General features: G+C 66.3%; 19 protein-coding genes and 1 pseudogene. 14 read left to right on the top strand and 6 right to left on the bottom strand.

Annotated elements, in window-relative coordinates:
• The first annotated feature begins 7 nt into the window (after positions 1 to 7).
• From JMF82_RS10450 to JMF82_RS10440, 3 genes are all read left to right on the top strand, one after another.
• Positions 8 to 1,612, top strand: coding sequence for an N-acetylmuramoyl-L-alanine amidase (locus JMF82_RS10450; protein ID WP_201314457.1), 1,605 nt, complete (start codon positions 8 to 10; stop codon positions 1,610 to 1,612).
• An 88-nt stretch (positions 1,613 to 1,700) separates the two neighbouring features.
• A complete protein-coding gene (gene mutL, locus JMF82_RS10445) occupies positions 1,701 to 3,533 on the top strand; it encodes a DNA mismatch repair endonuclease MutL (protein WP_201314456.1) in 1,833 nt (610 codons plus the stop codon).
• 195 nt (positions 3,534 to 3,728) lie between these two features.
• Positions 3,729 to 4,640, top strand: coding sequence for a DUF1684 domain-containing protein (locus JMF82_RS10440; RefSeq protein ID WP_201314455.1), 912 nt, complete (start codon positions 3,729 to 3,731; stop codon positions 4,638 to 4,640).
• 74 nt (positions 4,641 to 4,714) lie between these two features.
• Here JMF82_RS10440 and JMF82_RS10435 read toward each other — a convergent pair whose 3' ends face one another.
• The gene (locus tag JMF82_RS10435; RefSeq protein WP_201314454.1) at positions 4,715 to 5,497 is read right to left on the bottom strand and encodes an enoyl-CoA hydratase-related protein; all 783 of its coding nucleotides are present in this window, start codon (positions 5,495 to 5,497) and stop codon (positions 4,715 to 4,717) included.
• Positions 5,498 to 5,937: 440 nt separating this feature from the next.
• Here JMF82_RS10435 and JMF82_RS10430 point away from each other — a divergent pair, with 440 nt between their 5' ends.
• The 3 genes and pseudogenes from JMF82_RS10430 (at position 5,938) to JMF82_RS10420 (ending at position 8,371) form a co-directional block, all read left to right on the top strand.
• Complete coding sequence (locus JMF82_RS10430) at positions 5,938 to 6,651, top strand: FKBP-type peptidyl-prolyl cis-trans isomerase (RefSeq protein WP_201314453.1); 714 nt, start codon at positions 5,938 to 5,940, stop codon at positions 6,649 to 6,651.
• Between the two features lie 36 nt (positions 6,652 to 6,687).
• A pseudogene (locus JMF82_RS10425) lies at positions 6,688 to 7,493 on the top strand (DUF1289 domain-containing protein).
• A complete protein-coding gene (locus JMF82_RS10420; RefSeq protein ID WP_201314452.1) occupies positions 7,490 to 8,371 on the top strand; it encodes a sulfurtransferase in 882 nt (293 codons plus the stop codon). Before JMF82_RS10425 ends, JMF82_RS10420 begins: the two are co-directional and overlap by 4 nt.
• Positions 8,372 to 8,489: 118 nt before the next feature.
• Here JMF82_RS10420 and JMF82_RS10415 read toward each other — a convergent pair whose 3' ends face one another.
• The 4 genes from JMF82_RS10415 to uvrA all read right to left on the bottom strand — a co-directional run bounded on the left by JMF82_RS10415 (position 8,490) and on the right by uvrA (position 14,361).
• Positions 8,490 to 9,245, bottom strand: coding sequence for an enoyl-CoA hydratase/isomerase family protein (locus tag JMF82_RS10415; RefSeq protein ID WP_201314451.1), 756 nt, complete (start codon positions 9,243 to 9,245; stop codon positions 8,490 to 8,492).
• Between the two features lie 92 nt (positions 9,246 to 9,337).
• Positions 9,338 to 10,804 carry a DUF4139 domain-containing protein gene (locus JMF82_RS10410; protein ID WP_201314450.1) on the bottom strand — a complete coding sequence of 489 codons (1,467 nt, stop codon included), beginning with the start codon at positions 10,802 to 10,804 and terminating at the stop codon, positions 9,338 to 9,340.
• Between the two features lie 105 nt (positions 10,805 to 10,909).
• Positions 10,910 to 11,416: a thioesterase family protein gene (locus JMF82_RS10405; RefSeq protein WP_201314449.1), complete on the bottom strand. Its 507-nt coding sequence runs from the start codon at positions 11,414 to 11,416 to the stop codon at positions 10,910 to 10,912.
• Positions 11,413 to 14,361, bottom strand: a complete 2,949-nt coding sequence (gene uvrA / locus JMF82_RS10400) for an excinuclease ABC subunit UvrA (RefSeq protein WP_201314478.1) — start codon at positions 14,359 to 14,361, stop codon at positions 11,413 to 11,415. Before uvrA ends, JMF82_RS10405 begins: the two co-directional genes overlap by 4 nt.
• 181 nt (positions 14,362 to 14,542) lie before the next feature.
• Here uvrA and JMF82_RS10395 point away from each other — a divergent pair, with 181 nt between their 5' ends.
• The 4 genes from JMF82_RS10395 (at position 14,543) to cgtA (ending at position 17,240) form a co-directional block, all read left to right on the top strand.
• Positions 14,543 to 15,268: a DUF2059 domain-containing protein gene (locus tag JMF82_RS10395; RefSeq protein WP_236585403.1), complete on the top strand. Its 726-nt coding sequence runs from the start codon at positions 14,543 to 14,545 to the stop codon at positions 15,266 to 15,268.
• 137 nt (positions 15,269 to 15,405) lie between these two features.
• Positions 15,406 to 15,720: a 50S ribosomal protein L21 gene (rplU, locus tag JMF82_RS10390; protein ID WP_201314447.1), complete on the top strand. Its 315-nt coding sequence runs from the start codon at positions 15,406 to 15,408 to the stop codon at positions 15,718 to 15,720.
• Positions 15,721 to 15,739: 19 nt separating this feature from the next.
• Positions 15,740 to 15,997: a 50S ribosomal protein L27 gene (rpmA, locus tag JMF82_RS10385; RefSeq protein ID WP_038616501.1), complete on the top strand. Its 258-nt coding sequence runs from the start codon at positions 15,740 to 15,742 to the stop codon at positions 15,995 to 15,997.
• Between the two features lie 175 nt (positions 15,998 to 16,172).
• On the top strand, positions 16,173 to 17,240 hold the full coding sequence (gene cgtA / locus JMF82_RS10380; RefSeq protein WP_201314446.1) for an Obg family GTPase CgtA: 1,068 nt from the start codon (positions 16,173 to 16,175) through the stop codon (positions 17,238 to 17,240).
• Positions 17,241 to 17,571: 331 nt separating this feature from the next.
• Here the strand turns inward: cgtA and rpsT are convergent, their stop codons facing one another.
• Positions 17,572 to 17,835, bottom strand: a complete 264-nt coding sequence (gene rpsT / locus JMF82_RS10375) for a 30S ribosomal protein S20 (protein WP_167254468.1) — start codon at positions 17,833 to 17,835, stop codon at positions 17,572 to 17,574.
• A gap of 268 nt (positions 17,836 to 18,103) precedes the next feature.
• Between rpsT and murJ the strand changes: the two genes are divergently transcribed.
• From murJ to lspA, 4 genes are all read left to right on the top strand, one after another.
• A complete protein-coding gene (gene murJ, locus JMF82_RS10370) occupies positions 18,104 to 19,711 on the top strand; it encodes a murein biosynthesis integral membrane protein MurJ (RefSeq protein WP_201314445.1) in 1,608 nt (535 codons plus the stop codon).
• Between the two features lie 152 nt (positions 19,712 to 19,863).
• Positions 19,864 to 20,817, top strand: a complete 954-nt coding sequence (locus tag JMF82_RS10365; RefSeq protein ID WP_201314444.1) for a bifunctional riboflavin kinase/FAD synthetase — start codon at positions 19,864 to 19,866, stop codon at positions 20,815 to 20,817.
• A gap of 108 nt (positions 20,818 to 20,925) precedes the next feature.
• A complete protein-coding gene (gene ileS, locus JMF82_RS10360; RefSeq protein WP_201314443.1) occupies positions 20,926 to 23,793 on the top strand; it encodes an isoleucine--tRNA ligase in 2,868 nt (955 codons plus the stop codon).
• A gap of 173 nt (positions 23,794 to 23,966) precedes the next feature.
• On the top strand, positions 23,967 to 24,458 hold the full coding sequence (gene lspA, locus JMF82_RS10355; RefSeq protein WP_201314442.1) for a signal peptidase II: 492 nt from the start codon (positions 23,967 to 23,969) through the stop codon (positions 24,456 to 24,458).
• Positions 24,459 to 24,514: the final 56 nt, after the last annotated feature.

Below are 24,514 nucleotides of genomic sequence, written 5' to 3'. Positions count from 1 at the left end.
CCGCTCCATGAAGGGATATAGGACGCATCCTGCTCGGCTCGGCGCAGTGGCCTTGTTGGCCCTGGCACCCTTTTGCGCGGCAAAAGCCGCCGACGTGAAGTCCGCCCGCGTCTGGGCCGGCCCGGAATACACCCGCGTGGTGCTGGATGTTTCCGGCCCGGTCACCTACAAGATCAAGCAGGACGGCGACGAGGTCACCATCGACCTGGACGGCAGTTCCATCGGCACCGGCTTCAGCTCGCCGGCCGCGCAAGGCCTGTACAAGGGGCTCAGCGGCGCCAGGCAGGGCAGCGGCGCGCGGCTGACGGCGAAGGTTGATCCCGCGAGCACGGTCAAGAGCTTCGTACTCAGCCCGCAAGCCGAGTACGGCTATCGGCTGGTGGTCGATCTGTACCCGGGCCATGAGGTGGCGTCCGCCAAGTCGTCGCCGAAGCCCCCGGCGCCTTCCAGGGACAGCGACGACGACAGCGACTCCGCGCCGACGCCAGTGGCTGAGGCGTTGCCGTCCCCACCGCCGCCGGCACCCGAGCCGGTCGTCGCATCCCGCGGCACGGCCAAGTCCACGCTCAAGCCCACGCAGAGCGGCATGGCTTCCACCCGTGCCGCCGCTGCGATGCTGAACGGCGAGCGCAAGGTGGTGATTGCCGTCGACGCCGGTCACGGTGGCGAGGATCCGGGCGCCCATGGCCCGGGCGGCACGCTGGAAAAGAACGTCACGCTCGCCGTGGCGCGCCAGCTGGCCGACCAGATCAACCAGCAGCCGGGCATGCGCGCGGTGCTCACGCGCAGCGCGGATTTCTTCATCCCGCTCGCCCAGCGCTACCAGATTGCACGCAACAATTCGGCCGACCTGTTCATCTCGATTCATGCCGATGCCTTCATCAATGGCGACGCCAAGGGCTCGTCGGTGTGGGTACTGTCGCCGCGCGGCAAGACCAGCATGGCCGCCCGCTGGCTGGCGGATGGCCAGAACCGGGCCGACCTGATCGGCGGTGTCACGCTGGACGACAAGAACGATGGCCTGGCCGCGGTTCTGCTCGATCTGCAACAGGGCTATTCGATGCAGGCCAGCGAGACGGTGGCCGGCAACGTGCTGAAGGCACTGGGCAATCTTGGTCCAACGCATCGCGGCTATGTCGAACGCGCGAACTTCGTGGTGCTGCGCTCGCCGGATGTGCCCTCGATCCTGGTCGAGACGGCGTTCATCAGCAATCCGGACGAAGAACGCAAGCTGCGCGATCCCTCGCATCAGTCGCGGCTGGCGACGGCGGTAATGAATGGCGTAAGAGGCTATTTCGAAGCCACGCCGCCGCCGGGCAGCTGGTTCGCGTCGCAAGCCGCGCGTCGCAATGGCGTAGCGACGGCCGTGGCTTCCTCGCAGGGCGACGATGATGACACCTCGGCCAAGGCCACCAAGGCCGTGGCGCAGGCCATGGCGTCCAAGTCGGCCGACGAGGGAGTGCGTGACATGCATCGCGTCGAACGTGGCGAAAGCCTGCGCAGCATCGCCCGCCAGTACGGCGTGAGCGTGAGCGCCTTGAAGAGCGCCAATCGCCTGGACAGCGACAGCGGCGTGCGCGTCGGCATGACGCTGGCCATTCCATCCGGCTGATACGTCGGTGTTGGGGGAGTGCAGGTGGCGCCGCCTTCGGGCGGCGCTTTTGCTTTCGTCGCCGGGCGGCAGGCTCTAAGCTTCACCGATGCCTGTCATTCGTCCCCTTCCTCCCGAACTCATCAACCAGATCGCCGCTGGCGAAGTGATCGAGCGTCCCTCGTCCGTCGTCAAGGAACTGGTCGAGAACAGCCTGGATGCCGGCGCCACGCGCGTCGAAGTCGACATCGAGCAGGGTGGCGCGCGGCTGATCCGCGTGCGTGACGACGGTTGCGGCATCGTGCCCGACGAACTCCAACTGGCCGTGGCATCCCACGCCACCAGCAAGATCGGCAGCTTCGACGATCTCGAGCATGTCGCCAGCATGGGTTTTCGCGGAGAGGCGCTGGCTTCGGTGTCGTCGGTGGCGCGCTTCGCGCTCACTTCGCGCGCGCAAGGCCAGGAAACGGCATTTCGCATCGAAGTGGATGGCGGCAAGATGCAGGCCGCACGTCCGGCTCAGCATCCGCAGGGCAGCAGCGTCGAAGTGCGCGACCTGTTCTACAACGTGCCCGCACGCCGGAAATTCCTCCGCGCGGAGCGCACGGAGTTCGCGCATATCGACGACCTGCTGAAGTCGCTCGCCCTGGCGCGTGGCTCGGTGGAGTTTCGCCTGAGCCATAACGGCAAGCCGGTGCGCATCCTCAAGGCGGCGCGTGACGAGGGCGCCGCCCTGCAGCGCGTGGCCGAAGTGTTGGGCGAGGACTTTCCCGCGCAGAGCCTGCGCATCGATCACGCCGCCGCCGGCCTGCATCTGTCCGGCTGGGTGGGCTTGCCGACCGCGTCGCGCTCGCAGGCCGATTCGCAGTATTTCTACGTCAATGGACGCCTGGTTCGCGATCGCGTGGTGGCGCACGCGGTGCGCCAGGCCTATGCGGACGTGCTGTTCCATGGTCGCCACCCGGCGTTCGTGCTGTATCTCGAGCTCGATCCGGCGGGCGTCGATGTGAACGTGCACCCGGCCAAGCACGAAGTACGCTTTCGCGAGCAGCGACTCGTGCACGACTTCCTGTTCCGCACGCTGCACGAAGCACTTGCGCAGACGCGGGCAGGACAGCTTGGGACATCGACGCAGGAACCGATGGCCGCAACGCCGCCGGCCTACGCGTTTGCCTCGGCGCCCGCCGCGGCTTCCGCGCCGTCATGGCCCAATGCCTTCAGCCAGAGCCGGCTGAGCCTGGGCGTGCGCGACGAGCCGCTGGCCGATTACGCCGCACTGCTGGGCGAACCCGCGACGCCATCCGCGTCGCTGGCGTTTGCCGCGAACACGCCCATGCCCGAAGCCGCGGACGACGAAGCGCCGCCGCTTGGCTTCGCCATCGCGCAGCTCAAGAGCATCTACATCCTGGCGGAGAATGCGTACGGCCTGGTACTGGTCGACATGCACGCCGCGCATGAGCGCATTACCTACGAGAAGCTCAAGGCGGGGCGCGCCTGCAGCAACTTGCGATCGCAGCTGTTGCTGGTGCCATTGAATGTCCCGGTGAGCGCGAAGGAAGCGGCTGCAGCGGAAGAACATGCCGACGCCCTGGCCGACTGGGGGCTGGAACTCTCGCGCAGCGGTCCTTCAGGTGTCGTGGTGCGTCGTATCCCGGCGTTGCTGGAAGGCGCGGATGTGGCCCAGTTGTGCCGCGACGTGCTGGCCGAACTGGCGCAGCACGGCAGTTCGCGCCGATTGCAGGAGCTGGAGAACGAACTGCTCGCCACCATGGCCTGCCACGGTTCGGTACGTGCCGGCCGTCGTCTCACCGTGCCAGAAATGAACGCGCTGCTGCGTGAGATGGAAGCCACCGAGCGCTCCGGCCAATGCAATCACGGTCGTCCGACATGGACGCAACTGAGCCTGCCTGAGTTGGACAAGCTGTTCCTGCGGGGACGGTAAGCCGGCCGCACGTCAGTGGGAGCGCACCCTGTGCGCGACAGCCACCGATCCCGATGCCGTTCCGCGGGCTTGTCGCGCACAGGATGCGCTCCCACATCAGGCTCCGGTGTGGTCCCCATTCTTGAACGGCGCACCGGCTTGCCAGTCCGGCAAATGGACGGCCATACTCGGAACCTCGTTCCGACGGGGCCTGCCATGTTGCGTACCGCCGTTTTCGCTTTTGCCTTGAGCCTTGGAGTTGCCGCCGTGCACGCCCAAACCCCCAGTCATGCCGATGCCAACGATTTCCCGCAGCAGATCGCCCAGTGGCGTAGTGCGCGCCTCAACAACCTCGCCGCGCCGAACGGCTGGCTCAGCCTGATCGGCCTGGACTGGTTGCAGGAGGGGGCCAACCGCGTAGGCAGTGCCGCCGACAACGACATCGTGCTCAAGGCGGGGCCTGCGCACCTGGGCGTGGTGACGCTGGCGAAGGACGGCTCGCTGCACATCGTGCTCGACAAGGATAGCTGCGCGACGGTGGACGGCAAGGCGGTGCATGAGGCCAACCTGATCGACGACATGCATGCCGGCAACGGCGCGCCATCGGTGGTGGCGTTCGGTAGCGTGAGTTTCCTGGTGATCGAGCGCGATGGGCGCAAGGCGTTGCGCGTGAAGGACAGCAATGCCCAAACGCGTACGCATTTCGCGGGCCTGGACAACTTCCCGGCCGATCCTTCGTGGCGCATCGTGGCGGACTGGGTGCCGTTCGATCCGCCGCACGAACTGGAGATCGGCTCGGTACTCGGCACCATCAACAAGGAGAAGGTGCCGGGCAAGGCGGTGTTCCATCGCGACGGTCACACCTACGAGCTGATGCCGATCCAGGAAGAACCCGATTCGCTGTTCTTCGTGATCGCCGATCGCACGTCCGGCCGCGAAACCTACGGCGCGGCGCGCTTCCTCTACGCGGATCTGCCGAAGGACGGCAAGGTCGTGCTGGATTTCAACCGCGCGTACAACCCGCCGTGCGCATTCACGCCGTACGCGACGTGTCCGCTGGCACCGCCGGAAAACCGCATGGACCTCGCGGTGACGGCGGGCGAGAAGAAATACAGCGGTGGGCACTGATCGTCGCGTGAGTGCGACAAGCAGGGTTTGACGCGGCAGCATGAGGCCAGGCGAATCGCCTGGCCTTCGCGTTTTCAGCGGCCCTTGAATTCGGGTTTGCGCTTTTCCAGGAACGCCGTGGTGCCTTCGCGCATGTCTTCGGTGGCGAAGGCGAGGGCGAACGCCTGCGTTTCAAACTCCAGGCCCTGGTCGATGCTGGTCTCGCCGCCCTGCAGCACGGCATCGAGGATGCCGGCGGCGGCCAGCGGTGCCGAAGCGGCAAGCTGGTCGGCCAGGGCGTTGACCGTGTCGTCCAGCGCCTCCGGGGCCACCACGCGCGTCACTACGCCCAGTTCGTAGGCGCGCTGTGCACTGACAGGGGCGCCGGTCAGGCACAACTCCAGTGCGGCGCCACGGCCGGCGAGGCGCAGCAGGCGCTGCGTGCCACCGAAGCCCGGGATCAGGCCGAGGTTGATCTCCGGTTGTCCGAACTTCGCCTTCTCGCTCGCCACGCGCAGGTGGCAGCACATGGCCAGCTCCATGCCACCGCCCAGGGCAAAACCCTGGATGCGTGCGATCACCGGCTTGCCGAGGCGTTCGACCAGGCTCATGAGGCGCTGGCCCGCCCGCGAGAAGCCTTGCGCCTGCACCGGCGTGTAGCCATTCATTTCGGAGATGTCGGCGCCGGCCACGAAAGCCTTGTCACCGGCACCGGCCAGCACCACGGTGCGCACGGCGTCGTCCTGTGCGGCCTGCGTGAAGGCCAGGGTCAGCTCATTGAGGGTTTCGCGATTGAGCGCGTTGAGCTTGTCCGGGCGGTTGACGGTGATGGTGCGCACCGCGCCGCGGTTGGTGATTTCCAGGTTCCGGTAGGCCATGGCCTCACTCCACAGGTAAAGCCGCCATGGTACCAGTGGGAACCTTTGGAGCTCCCGGCGTTCTCAGCAGGGACGCCCGTCGACGGACGTTCGCTGCACGATCGGCCCGGACCGCTTACGATGACCAAGGCAACACTGGACCAAGTATCGTCGCCGTCACCAGCCCTGTCTGTTCGGAGACCACAGGGTCGGCGAAGGCAGCCCGGCTGGCTATCGAGACGACGGACCGAAGGTATGCGGACAGACAGGGCTGGCCCTGGCGTGTTAAATACAAGCGATAGGGTGATGCCTGGAAGGCCCGTAGGCTGCGCCGCGCGGCTTGGCAAGACAGCCAGTCTCGCCGGCGTCACACGACACACCCTGCGGATCTTCCAGGCATTATCACGACGACGATACTTGGTCGGTGTTGCCTTTGAGTTCGCGCTGCAATGGAGATAGGCATGGCACAACTGCGTTGGCTGGCTCTGGGCGTCCTTCTGTGGGGTGCGATGGCGCACGCACAGGATGGCGGCGCCTCGCCCGACGCATCGCGGGTCAGGTTGGACAAGACCAAGTTGTCCTACGCCATCGGTTTCCAGATCGGCAGCCAGTTCGCGAACGGCGAACCGGACGTGGACATTCCCACGCTGCAGAAAGCCATCCAGGACGCGTACTCGAAGAAGCCGCCGTCCGTGTCCATGCAGGACATGCACGACCAGCTGCAGCGCCTCGACGAGGAAATGCATTCCAAGGCCCTGGCCGAATACAAGCGCATCGCCGACGCCAATGCGCGCAAGAGCACCGAGTTCATGGAGCGCAACCGCCAGCAGCCCGGTGTGATCCAGTTGCCTTCGGGCATCCAGTACGCCGTGCTGAAGAAGGGCGAGGGAACGGCCACGCCCAAGGTCACCAGCCAGGTCACCGTCAATTACAGCGGCAGGCTGGTGGACGGCACGGAGTTCGACAGCACCTGGGCGCACGGCGCGCCGGTCCGTTTCCAGGTCGACAAGGTCATTCCTGGCTGGCAGGACGTGATTCCGCGCATGCACGTGGGCGACCGCTGGAAAGTGGTGATTCCGCCGCAGCTTGCCTATGGACCGCGTGGCGCCCTGCCGCGCATCGGCCCCAACGAAGCGCTGGTATTCGAAATCGAGCTGCTGGACATCCAGCAGTGACGCGATTCCCTGCCTGAAGGCGGGGAATCGGCTAGCATGGGAGGGCTCATGTTCAATGATCCCGTCCCCCCGCCCGTCGCACCACTTACGCCGTGCATCGGCATCTGCAAGCTCGATGACCGTGGCTACTGCCTCGGTTGCCTGCGCACGGGTGACGAAATAGCGCGCTGGCGCAGCCTGGGCGATCACGAACGGCTGCGCCTCATGCGCGATGTGCTGCCCGCGCGCAAGGCCACCTCATGAGCGCATTGCTCGCCGACCTGAGCGCATCGCTGGTGCCGCTTTCCTCGCCACCGAGCGGGCAGGGTTGGAATCATGCGCAGATGACGGAGTTGCTCGGCGACGCGCCGCGGCGTCCGGCTGCCGTGCTGGTGGGCGTGCGCGAGGGCGTGCAGCCAAGGGTGGTGTTGACGGTGCGCACCAACGACCTGCCATCGCACGCGGGACAAGTGGCGTTTCCCGGCGGTGGCAGCGATCCCGGCGACGCCGATGCCGTGGCCACCGCGTTGCGCGAAAGCGAGGAAGAGATCGGTCTGCAGCGCACGCTGGTCAAGCCGCTCGGCTTTCTTGATCGCTTCGAGACGATCAGCGGTTACAACATCACGCCGGTGGTGGCCCGCATCGACCCGGAAGCGCGCTTGTATCCCGCGCCCGCGGAAGTGGCCGAGGTGTTCGAGGTGCCGCTGTCGTTTTTCCTCGAACCGGCCAACCTGCGGCGCTATACGATGGAGTTTCGCGGACACCGCCGCGACATGGTGGAGTTCGTGCACGGCGGACATCGCATCTGGGGTGCCACGGCCGCCATGGTGTTCAACCTGTTGCAGAGGATGGGACGCGCATGACCGCCAAGACCACCTTGATCACTGTCGACGATCTGGCAGTCTTGCCCGTGGATGCAGCGCTGATCGTGGATTGCCGGTTCGACCTGATGGCGCCGGGCACCGGCGATCGCGACCCGGGCAAGGGCGAGCGCGATTATCGCGAGGGGCATATCCCGGGCGCCGTGTATGCAAGCCTGGATACGGACTTGTCCGACCTTTCGCGGCAGGCCGAGGGTCTCGGGCGCCATCCCTTGCCACTCGAATCCGCGTTTTCCGCCGTGCTTTCGCGCTGGGGCTGGCGACCCGGCATGCAGGTCGTTTGCTACGACGCCGCCAATGGAGCCTTGGCTGCCGCGCGCCTCTGGTGGCTGCTGAAGCTCGCCGGTGTGCGCGAGGTCGCGGTGCTCGATGGCGGCTATCCGGCGTGGGTGGCCGCTAAACTGCCGCTCGAAACGGGCGATGTCGTTCGCGAGCCTTCGAAAGTGGATCTGCGTTTCGACGCGAACCAGTACCTGGTCGATCATGCGCGCTTGCGGGACGAGCCGGGGCGCGTCCTGCTCGATGCGCGCGCGGCGCCGCGCTATCGCGGCGAAGTGGAGCCGATCGATCGGGTCGGCGGCCATGTACCGGGGGCATTGAATCGTCCCTTCGCCGACAATCTGGATGCCGATGGTCGCTTCAAGCCCGTGGCTGTCCTGCGCGAAGAATTCCTGGCCTTGCTGGGCGCGCACGCACCGCGGGACGTCGTGCACATGTGCGGCTCGGGCGTCACCGCGTGCCACAACCTGTTGGCGATGGAAGTCGCCGGCCTCACGGGCTCGCGCCTGTATGCGCCTTCCTGGAGTGGCTGGGTCAGCGATCCGGCAAGGCCGGTCGCCAAGGGCGAATCGCCGGGCTGACATGGCCGCCGTTGTAGGAGCGCACCCAGTGCGCGACCGCGGAGCAACAATCGCATCGCTCCTTTGGCTTATCGCGCAGTGGGTGCGCTCCTACAACAGAAAAAAACTGGAAGTCCGGTCAGTCCTTCTTCTTCAGGCGCGCCACCAGATGCTGCAGCACCGCCTGGGTTTCCGGATGGAAGTACGCGTCGATGAATTCATCGATCGGCAGGGCATCCGGATCGACCCACACCCTGGTGAGATCGGCGCGGGCGATGGCGCGTGTCTTGAGCATCGCGTTGGATGGCAAGGCCAGCATGCCCTGCATCCAGTGGAGTGCGCGTGTCACCACCTGTTCGACGTTGGTGAGTTCATCCACGAGTCCGCAGGCCAAGGCCTCCGACGATTCGATCATGGCGCCGGCCACCATCAGCCGCTCCGCGCGATAAGGGCCGACGGTGCGGCGCAGCGCCTGCTGGATGCTTTCGGGCACGACCAGTCCCACCTGCACTTCGTTCAAGCCGATGCGAAACGGACCTTCGGCCATGACACGGTAGTCGCAGAACAGTGACAGCACCGCGCCGCCTGCCGGGCTGTGGCCGGTAATGGCGGCGACCACCGGCACCGGCGACATCGCCAGCTTCGAGCAGGTCTGGAAGAACTCGCGCCAGAACTCCTGTACGCCCTCGCGATCCCGTCCCAGCAAGGCCGGTACATCGACACCTGCCGAAAACAGGCCGGGCGCGCCGGACAGCACCAGTCCCCGCGCACCGGCGCGGACCGCGTCATCGATGCCGTGACGCATGGCGCGCAGCAGTTCGATGTTGAGCGCGTTCACGGGCGGGCGCGCCATGTTGATTTCGGTAATGGCGTCGTGCGTGATCAGGTTGAGCATGGCGAGGGCCCGTCAAAGGAGGGTGGCGGCAACAGGAAACGAGAGTAGCAAACCGGATTGCGGCTGGCTTCCTCTCGTTGCCATGGCCAGTGTCATCCCTGCGGATGGTCGTCGGCGGACCACTGGTAACGCACCGCATAATCCAGCGTGGCCTTGCCGCCAGCGGGCACCGTCACGCGAAATTCCAGCGTGTCGGGCGTCTGCTGGCTGGGCTTGCTGCTCGACGACACCAGGGTCCATTGGCGCCAGCGCGACGGATGTTCGCGCACCGTCACCACGCGTTCGCTGTCACCGGCATTGGTGAGGGTGATGCGGAACGATTCATCGAGCGTGTGGCCGGCCTTGTCCACGCTGAAGGCCGTGCGTTCGCGCTCGCCACGCAGGTCGAAGGCGGTGCCCAGCGTGATGTGCGCATCGCTTCCCTTGGGCGTGTCGTTGATGCGGCCTTCGCCGATGAATTGCGGCGTGCCGTTGCGGTCCGCCGTCAGCACGCGCAGATAACCCGCCGGCAGGCTGTCGAAGGCGCGCAGCTGCAGGGTGCTGGTGATGGCGGTGTCGCCGCCCGGCGTGTAGTCGCGATTGATCATCGGCTGCGGCGGTACCCAGCCGCCGCCATGCTCGAACAGCGACGTGCGTTCGCATTCGATCGTGCGCGTCGCGTACAGCGGTACCTGGCTGACGCTGCCGTCGGGCAGGTCGACGGCACCGGGCAGCGTATAGGTGCGGTAATCGGCCAGCGTGTCCTGCTCGGGTAGTTGGGCGGTGTCCGTCTTCGCGCGCATCGCATAGGCCACCGGAGCGCCCATGGGGCGAGGCGCCGACGGCTTGGCGAAGTTGGGTTCACCGGCGACCAGGGTGAGTTCCGCATCCTTCCAGTCGCGCCCGCTGCGGTTGGCGATGCTCGCGCGTGACTCGAACTGCATCTGGCAGCGACCGCCCGCCTGCAGGGTGCCGACGTAAGCCGCGCGCCAGCCCATGCCGGCGGTGGTATAGCTCAGCGTGGCCTTGGCGGCGCCCGGACGCTGCGCATCGACGCGCAGCTGCAGCAGCGAACCGGTCTGGAAGCTGCCTTGCGCGCGCACGGCAGCGTAATCGCGAATGAGGCTGGTGCCGCCATCGCTGCCTTGCACCAGCAGGCCATCGCCCGCGCGAAGCAAGGTGCCGGAAGCGAGCGGCTGGCCATTGCTGCCCAGTACCACGATGGGCTGGCCGGCCAGGCTGGCCAGTGCGGCGTTCTGGCCCTGGCCGACCAACAGGCGCTGGGACAGCACCTTGGCGCTGTTGCCCGCCACGGTCAGCGCGAGCGCTTCAGGGTCGAGGTATTGCGGCAGTCCGCCCAGGTTGATGTCCTGCACGCCGCTCTTCAACGACAGCTCGCGCGGCTCGCGTGCCACGGCGTAGCCTGCCTGGATGCTGCCACCGTCGCCGCCACTGAACAGCGCGGCGTCGTCACTGCGATAAAGCGTGAGGCTGGTGGCTGTCGATGAAGCGGCGATGGCGCCAGTCGATGCACCGGCGGCGACGGCGAAGGCGAGGGTGGTGAGGGAAAGCGGGCGCACGGTCGAACTCCTTTCGGGGTGGTCGACGTGGATGTTACGGATACCGCATGAAGCTGGGGCATCCGGCGTCCAAGGGGCATTAACCCCGAACGCCGGAAGCGTCGTTCAAGCGACGCCTTCGGCGGCGTCGCGGATCGACTGCGGCAGTGGCACCGGCTTGCCGGTAGCGGGGTTCATCCACACCATCACGACCTTGCCGTCGCTGTACAGCTGCGTGTCGTCATGCGCATCGACGATGCGATGCGCCAGTGTGATCGAGCTGTTGCCCAGCCGCTCGCAGGTCAGTTCCACGTGCAGCTGTGCCGGCCACTCGATGGGCCGGCGATAGTTGATCTCGCTGGCGGCCAGCACCGGCATCGATTGTTCGTCGAACCAGCCGGGCACGTGGCGCAGCCACTGCAGGCGCGCCTCTTCCAGATAGGTGAGGTAGTTGGAATTGTTGACGTGGTTGAACGCGTCGAGATCGCGCCAACGCACGCCGATCGGCGCCACGAAGAGCGCCGGTGGCCGGGTTGCGGGTGTTTCGATGCCATCGACGGCCGGGGTGCTCTCCGGCGCCTGGGCCTTGCGGGCGCGGGTGCGTTTCTCCGGCGCCGGTTGGGCGGAACTCATGCAGTCTTCTTCCGTAGTGCAGGTTTGCTCTTGCCGTTGCCCCCGGTCTTCGCCGCCTTGGCGGGCTTCACGTCGAGGTGGGGCGCAAGGAAACGTCCGGTGTGCGAGCCCGGCGTGGCCGCGACCTGTTCCGGCGTGCCGGTCACGAGGATGCGACCGCCGCCGGCGCCGCCTTCCGGGCCGAGATCGACCAGCCAGTCGGCGGTCTTGATCACGTCCAGGTTGTGCTCGATCACCACCACGGTGTTGCCCTGTTCCACCAGCTGGTGCAGCACGTCGAGCAACTGCTCGATGTCGTGGAAGTGCAGGCCGGTGGTGGGTTCGTCGAGGATGTACAGCGTGCGGCCGGTATCGCGCTTGGACAGCTCCTTGGACAACTTCACGCGCTGCGCTTCGCCGCCCGAGAGCGTGGTCGCGCTCTGGCCGAGCTTGATGTAGTCCAGGCCCACGGCACGCAGGGTCTCAAGCTTGCGCGCGATGGTCGGCACGTTCTCGAACAGCTTCAGCGCATCTTCCACCGTCATGTCCAGCACGTCGGCGATGGTGTGGCCCTTGTAATGCACTTCCAGCGTTTCGCGGTTGTAGCGCTTGCCGTGGCACACATCGCAAGGCACGTACACGTCCGGCAGGAAGTGCATCTCCACCTTGATCATGCCGTCGCCTTCGCAAGCCTCGCAGCGGCCGCCGCGCACGTTGAAGCTGAAACGGCCCGGCGTGTAGCCGCGCGCACGCGCTTCGGGCACCTGCGCGAACAGTTCGCGCAGCGGCGTGAACAGGCCGGTGTAGGTGGCAGGGTTCGAACGCGGCGTGCGACCGATCGGCGACTGGTCGATGTCCACCACCTTGTCGAACAGCTCCAGCCCCTCGACGGATTTGTACGGCGCCGGCTGTTCGCTGGAACCGTTCAACTCGGCGGCGGCGAGACGGAACAGCGTATCGTTGACCAGCGTCGACTTGCCCGAGCCGGACACGCCGGTGACGCAGGTGAAAAGGCCCGCGGGAATGGCGAGGTCGACGTTCTTGAGGTTGTTGCCGCTCGCACCCTTCAGGTGCAGCCACGAATCGGCATCCAGCTGCTGGCGGCGTTCGGTCGGCACCTTGATGCCGCGCTTGCCCGACAGGTATTGGCCGGTGACGGAGCGCGGCGACGAAAGGATGTCCTTCAACGCGCCCTGCGCCACGATATCGCCGCCATGCACGCCGGCGCCCGGGCCGATGTCGAGGATGTGATCCGCCATGCGAATGGCGTCTTCATCATGCTCGACCACGATCACCGTATTGCCGAGGTCGCGCAGCCGCGTCAGCGTGCCGAGCAGGCGTTCGTTGTCGCGCTGGTGCAGGCCGATCGACGGCTCGTCGAGCACGTACATCACGCCGACCAGGCCGGCGCCGATCTGCGAGGCCAGGCGAATACGCTGCGCCTCGCCGCCGGACAGCGAGTCGGCCTGGCGATCCAGCGTGAGGTAATTGAGGCCCACGTCGTTGAGGAACGACAGGCGCTCGCGGATCTCCTTGACGATCTTCAGCGCGATCTCGCCACGCCAGCCGGTCAGCTTCAGTGCTTCAAAAAAGGCCAGTGCGTCATCGATCGATCGCGACGTGAGCGAGGGCAGCGCGTGGTCGGCCACGAACACGTTGCGGGCCGAGCGATTGAGCCGCTGTCCCGAGCACTCGGGGCAGGGCTGGTCGCTGATGTACTTGGCCAGCTCTTCGCGCACGGCCGGCGATTCGGTTTCCTTGTACCGGCGCTCCATGTTCGGAAGGATGCCTTCGAACGAATGCTCGCGCGTGACGCGGCCGCCGCGCTCGGTGAGGTACTTGAACGCGATCGTCTCCTTGCCGCTGCCATACAGGATGGCCTTCTGGACGTCCGCCGGCAGCTTGCGCCACGGGGTCTCGACATCGAACCTGTAATGGCTGGCCAGCGACATGATCAGCTGGAAATAGTGCGCATTGCGACGGTCCCAGCCGCGGATCGCGCCGCCGGCCAGCGACAGCTCGGGATGCGCCACCACGCGCGCCGGATCGAACACCTGCGTCACGCCCAGGCCATCGCAGGTCGGGCACGCGCCGATCGGCGAGTTGAACGAGAACAGGCGCGGTTCCAGCTCCGGCAGCGAGTAATCGCAGACGGGGCAGGAATAGCGCGAGGAAAGCAGCTGCTCGGGGGCCCTGGCATCGGCCGCTCCTGCGCGGCTTGCGCCCGCGGCACTCGGGCTTCCCTGCCCGGCGTCCATGTCGGCCAGGATCACCAGGCCATCGCCCAGGCGCAGCGCCGTCTCGAACGATTCGGCCAGGCGCTGCTTGATGTCGTCGCGCGGACGGAAGCGGTCGATCACCACCTCGATGGTGTGCTTCTGGCGCAGCGTGAGCGGCGGCACGGCGTCGAGGTCGTACACGGTGCCGTCGACGCGCGCGCGCACGAAGCCTTGCGCGCGCAGCTGGTCGAACACCTGCACGTGCTCGCCCTTGCGCTCGCGGATCACCGGGGCAAGCAGCATGAAGCGCTTCTCGGGATCGAGCGCGAGCGTGCTGTCCACCATCTGGCTCACCGTCTGCGCCTCCAGCGGGATGCCGTGGTCGGGGCAGCGCGGGGTGCCTACGCGGGCGTAGAGCAGGCGCAGGTAGTCGTACACCTCGGTGATCGTGCCCACGGTGGAGCGCGGGTTGTGCGAGGTTGACTTCTGCTCGATGGAAATGGCCGGGGAAAGACCTTCGATGTGGTCGACGTCCGGCTTTTCCATCATCGAGAGGAATTGGCGGGCATAGGCCGACAGCGATTCGACATACCGGCGCTGGCCTTCGGCGTAGATCGTGTCGAAGGCCAGCGAGGATTTGCCCGAGCCGGAAAGACCGGTGATGACGATCAGCCGGTCACGCGGCAGATCCAGGTCGATGTTCTTGAGGTTGTGCGTGCGCGCACCGCGGATGCGGATGGTGTCCATGTCGCCCGGGAAGGTGGGGAAAGGGAAAAACTGCACTATACCAAACCAATCAGGTTAGTTATTGCCCGCCTGATGCCTGAGCGTCGTCTTCAGGGAAGACCGGCCCAACTATGGCTAAATAGCTGCTTTGGCCCCGACGGGCCCTGGCTTGATTCGGTAGAGAGTGCGGATGCTTAAGTGGATGAGATGGGGCGTCGGCCTGGCGCTTGCAATGGCCGGCGGACAGGTGATGGCGGCCTCGGGGCCGGCCAGCGAGGCGCAGGTTCGCCAGCTGATGGACGTCGTCGGCGTGGGCAAGATGTTGAGCCAGATGAACTACCAGGCGGTGACCACCATGCAGCAGTCGCTGCCGTGCGTGCCGGCCGAGTACTGGCAGAGCTACCTGGACGCGAACGCCACGCAGCAGTTCATCGGCCGCCTGGTGCCGGTCTACCAGAAGCACTTCAACGCCGAGGAGATGGAGGGCTTGCTCAAGTTCTACCGTTCCCCGCTGGGCCAGAAGGTCATCAACGAGATGCCCACCACCATGGCCGAAGCCAATCAGGCCGGCCGGCAGTGGAGCCAGGAGCGCAGCGACCAGATGATCGCCGAGCTCAAGCAGAAGGGGAGCCTGGACGCCAGCGGGCGTTGCCCCTCGAAGGTGGCGGCCGCCGCCCCGGCCCTTGGTGCGACGCCGGCACAGGCAGACGACGCCGCCGAGGAGGCGCCGGCCAAGCCCGCTGCCAAGGCGCCGGCCAAGTCCAAGGCGAAAGCGCCGGCCAAGAAGGCGCCGGCGAAGACGACGGCCAGGAAGCCGGCCACCAAGGCGCCGGCCAAGACGGACGCAAAGGCCCCTGCCCAGACCGATGCCAAGACGACGCCGGCCAAGGCGCCCAGCCAGAGTGCGCCGGCTCCCAGCGGGCAATGACCGTGGGCTGGAAAGGCTTGCATGGGCAGTTGGTCAGTAATTGACCAGCGTCCTGAAGGCCCGCTATACTCCCGAGTTCGCCAGTGCCGGTTTCGGCGTGGCGAACCCAAGAGAATAACGACAGAAGGGATATTCCCATGAGTTACGCAGTCATCAAGACCGGCGGCAAGCAGTACCGCGTTCAGCAGGGCGACGTCCTGCGCGTGGAGCTGCTGAACGCCGACGAAGGCGCCGCCTTCACCTTCGACCAGGTCCTGCTGGTCGGTGCCGGTGAGTCGATCACCGTCGGTGCACCCACCGTGGCCGGTGCCACCGTCAGCGCCACCGTGCGCAAGCACGGCCGTGCCGACAAGGTCCGCATCATCAAGTTCCGCCGCCGCAAGCACCACAAGAAGCAGCAGGGACATCGTCAGCATTTCACCGAAGTCGAGATCACGGGCATCAACGCCTAAGCAACTGGAGCATTGAGTCATGGCACATAAAAAAGGCGTAGGTTCCAGCCGCAACGGTCGCGATTCGAACCCGAAGTACCTCGGCGTGAAGGTTTACGGTGGCCAGGCCATCGAAGCCGGCAACATCATCGTGCGTCAGCGCGGCACCAAGTTCCATGCCGGTACCGGCGTGGGCCTGGGTCGTGACCACACGCTGTTCGCCCTGGTCGACGGCACCGTCGAATTCAAGGCTCGCGGCGCCGAAGGTCGCAAGTTCGTCAGCGTCGTCAAGGCTTAATCCCCTTCGATGTTGCAGCGAAGGCCCCGCCTCGGCGGGGCCTTTGTTTTGTCGAGTAAATGGTCAATGGTGAATAGTGAATGGGAAAGGCATGCCTGGCGCAGGCCAGCCCACTCACAGCCCCGCGACGCTTTTACCGTTTACCATTCACCACTTACTACTGACTGCGCCCAAAATGAAATTCGTCGACGAAGCCATCATCAAGGTCCAGGCCGGTGACGGCGGCAACGGATGCATCAGCTTCCGTCGCGAAAAATTCATTCCCTTTGGCGGTCCCGATGGCGGCGACGGCGGCAGCGGCGGCTCGGTGTGGCTGGTGGCCGACGAGGGCCTCAACACGCTGATCGACTTCCGCCACCAGCGCATGTTCAAGGCCCAGCGTGGCCAGAACGGCATGGGCAGCCAGATGTACGGCAAGGGCGGCGAAGACACCTTCATCCGCGTGCCGGTCGGCACCGTGGTCACCAACGTCGACACCGACGAGACCATCGGCGACCTCACCCAGCACGGCCAGCGCCTGCTGGTGGCGCAGGGCGGCAAGGGTGGCCTGGGCAATATCCATTTCAAGAGCTCGGTGAACCGCGCGCCGCGCAAGTCCACGCCTGGCACGCCGGGCGACGTGCGCGAGCTCAAGCTGGAGCTGAAGCTGCTGGCGGACGTGGGCCTGCTGGGCTTCCCCAATGCCGGCAAGTCGACCTTCATCCGTGCCGTGTCGGCAGCGACGCCGCGCGTGGCGGATTACCCGTTCACCACCTTGCACCCCAACCTGGGCGTGGTCAGCCTGGGTACGGACCAGAGCTTCGTGATCGCCGACATCCCGGGCCTGATCGAGGGCGCCGCGGATGGCGCCGGCCTGGGCATCCAGTTCCTCCGCCATGTGTCGCGCACGCGCCTGCTGCTGCACGTGGTCGATATCGCGCCGGTCGATGGGACCGACCCGGTGGAGCAGGTCCATGCGATCGAGCAGGAACTGGAGAAGTTCGATCCCGAACTGCTCCAGCGTCCGCGCTGGCTGGTGCTGAACAAGGCCGACGTGCTGCCCGACGACGAGCGCCAGGTCATTGCCGAGGACATCGTGCGGCGCCTGGAGTGGAAGGAGCCCTGGTTCCTGGTGTCCGCCATCGCCCGTGAAAACACCATGCCGGTCTGCCAACAGGTGTGGCGCTTCCTGGAAGCCGAGCATATGGCGCGGGAAGAGCGCGACGACATGCTGCCAGGCGATGTGCGGTTGCGTGGCGAGTAAGCCGGAAGGCTCAACGAGGTTGACGGAAAAGCGGCCCAGCGGCCGCTTTTTTTTTCGCCGTCATTCCGGCGCAGGCCGGAATCCAGTAACGGAAGAGGCGGGTTGTCGCCCCCGCCTGCCGGCAGTCCTTTCATCGCGTCGCGAAAACCGTGCTCACGGAGCCTGGATTCCGGCCTGCGCCGGAATGACGGGGAAGGGGCGGGGCGCTCCCCGTCAGGCTGTCCCCAAACAAAAAAAACCGGCTTGCGCCGGCCGGTGTTTCGTTCAGGCACAGAAAAGCCGGCTTGCGCCGGCTTCCCTACCAACCCGAGATGCAATACGCGGAGCCGGCTTACGCCAGCTCGCGGATCTTCGCGTTGAGGCGGCTCTTGTGGCGAGCAGCCTTGTTCTTGTGGATCAGGCCGCGGGAGGCGTAGCGATCCATGACCGGCTGGGCGGCGGCGAACGCCTCGACGGCAGCAGCCTTGTCCTTGTTCTCGATGGCCTTGACGACCTTCTTGAGGGCGGTGCGCACCATGGAGCGGGCGCTGACGTTGCGCAGGCGGCGCTGCTCGGACTGGCGCGCGCGCTTCTTCGCGGACTTGATGTTGGCCAAGGTAGAACTCCGGAATGAATGACTGGGTTGGAAAAAGACGACAATTATGCGGTCAATGCGCCGTTGCGTCAACAGCTTAGCTGTTTGTCAAGGCGCCCATGGGCGCCAGACGCCGCTGCGGTGGCGATGGCTCGGATGAACCAGCCCCGATTATGCCATGCCCAGGCCGTGAACTTGCTCTTCGCGGCTGTCACACTACGCGCCTTTCGGCCAGGGCGGGGCGATCCGCGCCTGCGCCGTCTCACCAGCAAAGGCACTGTTTCCACGCATGAAGTCTCCCAGCATGTTCCGCGGGCTGCTGTCCTTCAGCAGCATGACCATGATTTCGCGCGTGCTCGGTCTGGTCCGGGACATGTCCATCAACGCGACGTTCGGTGCCAACGCGGCGACGGACGCGTTCTGGGTGGCCTTCCGCATCCCCAACTTCATGCGCCGCCTGTTCGCGGAGGGCTCGTTCTCCACCGCCTTCGTGCCGGTCTTCACCGAGGTGAAGGAGAAGCGAAGCCACGAGGACCTGAAGCAACTGATGTCGCGCGTTTCGGGCACGCTGGGCGGGGTGCTGCTGGTCATCACGGCGGTGGGCGTGATCTTCGCGCCGCAGGTGGCGTCCTTGTTCTCGCAGGGGGCGGCGGATACGCCCGAGAAGTTCGCGCTGACCACCCAGCTGCTGCGCCTGACCTTTCCGTTCCTGCTGTTCGTGTCGCTGACCGCGCTGTGTGGCGGCGCGCTCAACAGCTTCCACCGCTTCGCGCTGCCGGCGCTGACGCCGGTCATCCTCAACCTTTGCATGATCAGCGGCGCGTTGTGGCTGTCGCGCTATCTGAATCCGCCGATCATGGCGATGGGCTGGGCCATTTTGGCGGCGGGCATCCTGCAGCTGCTGTTCCAGCTGCCGTCGCTGAGGGGCCTGGACCTGCTCGCCCTGCCGCGCTGGGGCTGGAGCCACCCGGATGTGCGCCGCATCCTCAGGCTGATGGTGCCGACCCTGTTCGGGTCCTCGGTGGCCCAGGTCAACCTGCTGCTCGACACCGTGATCGCCGCCTACCTGATGACCGGCTCGCAGAGCTGGCTGTCGCAGGCCGACCGCTTCCTCGAGCTGCCGCTGGGCCTGTTTGGCGTGGCGCTGGGCACGGTGATCCTGCCGTCGCTGTCGCGTCACCACGTCACCACCGACAAGGAAGGCTTTTCCAAGGCGCTGGACTGGGGCTTGCGCACCACGCTGCTGATCGCGGTGCCGGCGATGTTCGCGCTGATGCTGCTGGCGCGGCCGCTGGTGGCGACCTTGTTCCAGCATGGCCAGTTCACCCCGTTCGATACCCGCATGGCGACGCTGTCCATCACGGCGCTGAGCTTCGGCCTGCCGGCCTTCGCGCTGGTGAAGGTGGCCCTGCCGGCGTTCTACGCACGCCAGGACACCCGCACGCCGGTGCGCGCGGGCGTGGCCTCGCTGGTGGCGAACATGGCGCTCAACGTGGTGTTCGTGGCGATGCTGTTCATGCTGTGGGCCACGCCGGAACAGCGCCAGCTGCCCTGGATGGACGGCATCGCCGCCGTGCCGGGCCTGCACATGGCGCTGGGCATGGCCAGTGCGCTGGCCAGCTACATCAACCTGGGTCTGCTATGGCGCTGGTTGAAGCAGGCGGGCGTGTATCAGCGCCAGCCGGGTTGGACTCGCCACATGCTGCGCCTGGTGCTGGCCTGTACGGTCATGATTGCGGTACTGCTGGTGGGCATGTGGATCTGGCCGGACTGGACAAGCGTCGACAAGTGGACCCGCGTATGGCGCCTGGCCGTGCTGGTAATGGCGGGCGGTGGCGCTTATGTGGTGACGCTCTTCGCCGCCGGCTTCCGCATGCGTGAGCTGCGGGGCGCCTGAGGCGTCCTGCCGTCCTCCTGCAGGAGCGCACCCAGTGCGCGATCACCGCGTGGCCGAAGCGCTAGGAACGTCCTGCGGCGATCGCGCCCTGGGCGCCCTCCTGCAAGAAGGCGGAAGGCGGGATGGTGGCTGTCACCCGCTATACTCGCCGGATGATGAGACTTTCCAGGGATGTCGCCGGCCCATGCCTGGCGCCCGGCGGCAGCGTGGTGGCCGTGGGTGCGTTCGATGGGCTGCATCGTGGCCACCAGGCCTTGCTCGCCGAAGTCCGCGAGCGCGCGGGCGCGCTCGGCCTGACGCCGGTGGTGGTGAGCTTCGAGCCACTGCCAAGGGCGTTTTTCTCCCCTGAGCCGGTGGCGCGTCTTTCCAGCGTGCGCGAGAAACTCCGCGGCTTCGCGGCGGCCGGCATGGAGCAGGTGCTGCTGTTGCGCTTCAACGGCGCGCTGACCGCCATGTCCGCCGAGGATTTCGTGCAGCGCGTGCTGGTCGACCGCCTCGCGGCACGCGAGGTATGGGTCGGTGGCGACTTCCGCTTCGGGCACAAGCGCGGTGGCGATGTGGCATTGCTGGAGACCATGGGCCGGCAACTGGGTTTCAGCGCCCGCACCATGCCTGCGGTGCTGCTGGAGGGTGCCCGCGTATCGGCCACCCGCGTACGCATGCTGCTGGCCGCGGGCGAGTTTGCCGGAGCCACGCCGCTGCTCGGTCGTCCGTTCGTGATGGAGGGCAAGGTGGAGTACGGCAAGCAGCTGGGACGCCAGCTGGGCTATCCCACCGCCAACATCCACCTGCGGGACCGTTCCAGCCCCGTCCACGGCATTTTCGCGGTGCGGGTGGGCCTGGGCGAGAGCGAGTGCAGCTGGCCGGGCGTGGCCAGCCTCGGTGTGCGGCCCACGGTCAATGAAGTGCCCGAGCCGCTGCTGGAAGTCCATCTGTTCGATTTCGAAGGCGACCTTTACGGCCAGCGCATGGCGGTGGAATTCGTCGCCAAGCTGCGCGACGAGCAGAAGTTCGACAACCTGGACGATTTGACCGTCCAGATGGCCAAAGATGCCCGCCAGGCGCGCGAGCTGCTTGGCATGAATCCGCGCCTCAGCGAAGCGTAACGGCCCCAAATCCGGTAACGTTAGCGTTTCCGCCGTGTCCATGGCGGCGCCAGGCAACGACGGCGCCCGCAGGACCGCGCCAGACCCCGATCAGAGCATCCCCAGGCAATGACCCAGGACTACAAGAACACCATCAACCTGCCGCAGACGGAATTCCCGATGCGCGGCGACCTGCCCAAGCGCGAGCCCAAGTGGCTGGCCGACTGGCAGCAGGTGAACCGCTACGTGCAGATCCAGGAGCGCGCGGCGAACCGCGACAAGGTGTTCGTGCTGCACGACGGGCCGCCGTACGCGAACGGCGCGATCCACCTGGGCCATGCGGTCAACAAGGTGCTCAAGGACGTGGTGGTGAAGTCGCGCCTGCTGGCCGGCTACCGCGCGCCCTACGTGCCGGGCTGGGATTGCCACGGCCTGCCGATCGAAGTGGCGGTGGAGAAGAAGTTCGGCCGCGTGGGTGACAAGCTCGACGCCGCCGCCTTCCGCCAGAAGTGCCGAGAGTACGCGCAACAGCAGATCGACCTGCAGCGCACCGACTTCAAGCGCCTGGGCGTGCTGGGCGACTGGGAACATCCCTATCGCACCATGGACTTCAAGTACGAAGCCGACATGGTGCGCGCGCTGGCCAGGATCGTCGCCAACGGCCACGTCGTGCGCGGCGCCAAGCCGGTGTACTGGTGCTTCGATTGTGGCTCGGCACTGGCCGAAGCCGAGATCGAATACGCCGACAAGACCTCGCCCGCGGTGGACGTCGCCTATGACGCCGTCGATCCGCGGGCGCTTGCGCAGAAGTTCGGCGTGGACGCAGGCGATGCCATCGTCGCCATCCCGATCTGGACCACCACGCCGTGGACGCTGCCGGAAAGCCTGGCGGTATCGCTGGGCGGCGAGCTCGAATACGCATTGATCGAAGGGCTGCCGCGCGACGGACGGCGCGTGCTGCTGGTCGTCGCCAGCGCCCTCGTCGAAAAGGTCGCGCAGCGCTACGGCATCGAGGGCGATGCGAAGGTGCTCGGCCACGTTGCCGGCCAGGTGCTGGAGGGCGTGCTGCTCAAGCATCCGTTCTATGCGCGCGAAGTGCCCGTGCTGATCGGTGACCACGTGTCCGCCGAAGACGGTACCGGCGCCGTGCACACCTCGCCCGACCATGGCGTGGAAGACTTCGTCGTCTCGCGCAAGTACGGCATCGAGACGCTCAACTACACCGAGGCGCGCGGCACGTACCGCGCGGACACGCCGGCCGCGCTGGACGGCACGGTGATCGCCGGCAAGCACCTGTGGAAGGCCAACGACGAGATCGTCGAGCTGCTGCGCCGTCGCGGCGTGCTGCTGGCCTTCGCCAAGATCGAACACAGCTACCCGCATTGCTGGCGCCACAAGACGCCGGTGATCTTCCGCACCACGCCGCAGTGGTTCATCAGCATGGAGAAGGAAGGCCTGCGCCAGACCGCGCTCGACGCGATCAAGCAGGTGCGCTGGGTGCCGGGCTGGGGCGAGGAGCGCATCGCCGGCATGGTCGGCGATCGTCCCGACTGGTGCATCTCGCGCCAGCGTACCTGGGGCGTGCCGATCGCGCTGTTCATCCACAAGGGCACGCAGGAGCCGCATCCCGATTCCGTCGCGCTGCTCGAGCAGGTGGCCAAGCGCGTGGAGCAGGGCGGCATCGACGCGTGGTACGCACTGGATGCGGCCGAACTGCTGGGCGACCAGGCCAAGGACTATGAAAAGGTCCTGGACGTGCTCGACGTGTGGTTCGACTCCGGCGTCAGCCACTTCGCTGTCGTCGGCCAGCGTCCTGAACTGCAGCAGGGCAAGGCGTCCAGCTACAAGGTGATGTACCTGGAAGGCTCGGACCAGCATCGTGGCTGGTTCCAGTCGTCCCTGCTCACCTCGTCGGCCATGTTCGCCAAGGCGCCGTACAACGACGTGCTCACCCACGGCTTCACCGTGGATGCGCAGGGCCGCAAGATGTCCAAGTCGCTGGGCAACGGCATCGAACCGCAGGACATCATGAAGAACCTGGGCGCGGACATCCTGCGCCTGTGGATCTGCTCGACCGATTACCGCAACGAGATGTCGCTGTCGGACGAGATCCTCAAGCGCGTCTCCGATACCTATCGCCGCATCCGCAATACCGCGCGCTTCCTGCTCGGCAACCTCGACGGTTTCGACCCCGCCAAGCACCTGGTGCCGGTGGAGCAGAGCCTGCTGCTCGACCAGTGGGCCGTGCAGCAGGCGTACGACACGCAGCAGGCGGTGATGGCGGCGTACGACCGCTACGACTTCCCCGAGATCGTGCAGCGCGTGCAGAACTTCTGCACCAACGAGCTGGGCGCGCTGTACCTGGACATCACCAAGGACCGCCTCTACACGATGCCGACCGAAAGCCACGGTCGCCGCAGCGCGCAGAGCGCGATGTACCGCATCGCCGAGGCGCTGGTGCGCTGGCTGGCGCCGGTGCTGAGCTTCACCGCCGAGGAAATCTGGCAATACCTGCCGGGCGAACGCAGCGAGAGCGTGCTGTTCGAAACCTGGTACGAAGGCCTGGCCGCCACGCAGGGTTCGCCAGAGCAGCGTCGGTACTGGTCCGACCTACTGGCCATCCGCGAAACCGCCTCTCGCGTGCTCGAAGGCATGCGCAAGGGCGAGCAGATCGGCGCCTCGCTGGAAGCGAAGCTGGCGATCCATGCCGATCCGGCCATCGTTGCGCGCTACCAGCCCGCGGCGTCGGAACTGCGCTTCTTCTTCATCACCTCCGACCTGCGCCTGGACCTCGCCGGTGGCCAGCCGGCCGACGCCGTGCTGACCGAGCTGGAAGGCGCGGACGTGTGGGTCTCGGCGACCGTCAGCGATGCCGCCAAGTGCGTGCGTTGCTGGCATCGCCGCGATGACGTGGGCACGCATGCGAACCATCCGGAGCTGTGCGATCGCTGCATCAGCAACGTGGATGGTCCGGGCGAGGATAGGCGCTGGTTCTGATGTTGCTTTCTTCCTCTCCCCCGGGGAGAGGACTGAGGTGAGGGGCGGGTGCTCGCGATTGAGTCTCAAAAGAACGCCGTCGCTCTACCCACAACCCACCGGAAGATTGGCCCCTCACCCCAACCCTCTCTCCAAAGGGGAGAGGGAGTACAGCTCGCAAGATTGATGTGCTCATGAAACCTAAGCCCAACGCCCTTTCCTGGCTGCTGCTCTCCGCCGTGGTCATCGTGCTCGACCAGCTCAGCAAGTGGTGGGCGTTGGCTGCCCTGCAACCCGCCGGGCTGCCGCACCCGGTGATCCCCGGTTTCCTCAACTGGACGCTGGCCTTCAATACCGGCGCCGCCTTCAGCTTCCTGGCGAACAGCGATGGCTGGCAACGCTGGTTCTTCGTGTTGCTGGCGGTGGTGATCAGCGCGGTGCTGGTGGCATGGCTGCATCGCACGCCCCGGCGCGACTGGAAAACGGCGATGCCGCTGGCCCTGATCGTGGGCGGCGCACTGGGCAATCTCATGGATCGCCTCCACGCGGCCCAGGTGACCGATTTCATCCAGGTGTACTACCGCGAGTGGAGCTACCCGGTGTTCAACGTGGCCGATTGCGGCATCACCGTGGGTGCGGTGGCGCTCGTCGTTTTCGGCCTGTTTGCGGGCAAATCCAAGGCCTGAACGCGCCCTCACGTGTGATTTCATGGGGCATGCGATAATGAAAGCCTGCCATTAGG

It is taken from the genome of Dyella sp. EPa41 (assembly GCF_016586165.1).
In the GTDB taxonomy this organism is placed as follows: Bacteria; Pseudomonadota; Gammaproteobacteria; order Xanthomonadales; family Rhodanobacteraceae; genus Dyella.
This window is presented reverse-complemented; position numbering and strand designations above follow the sequence as displayed.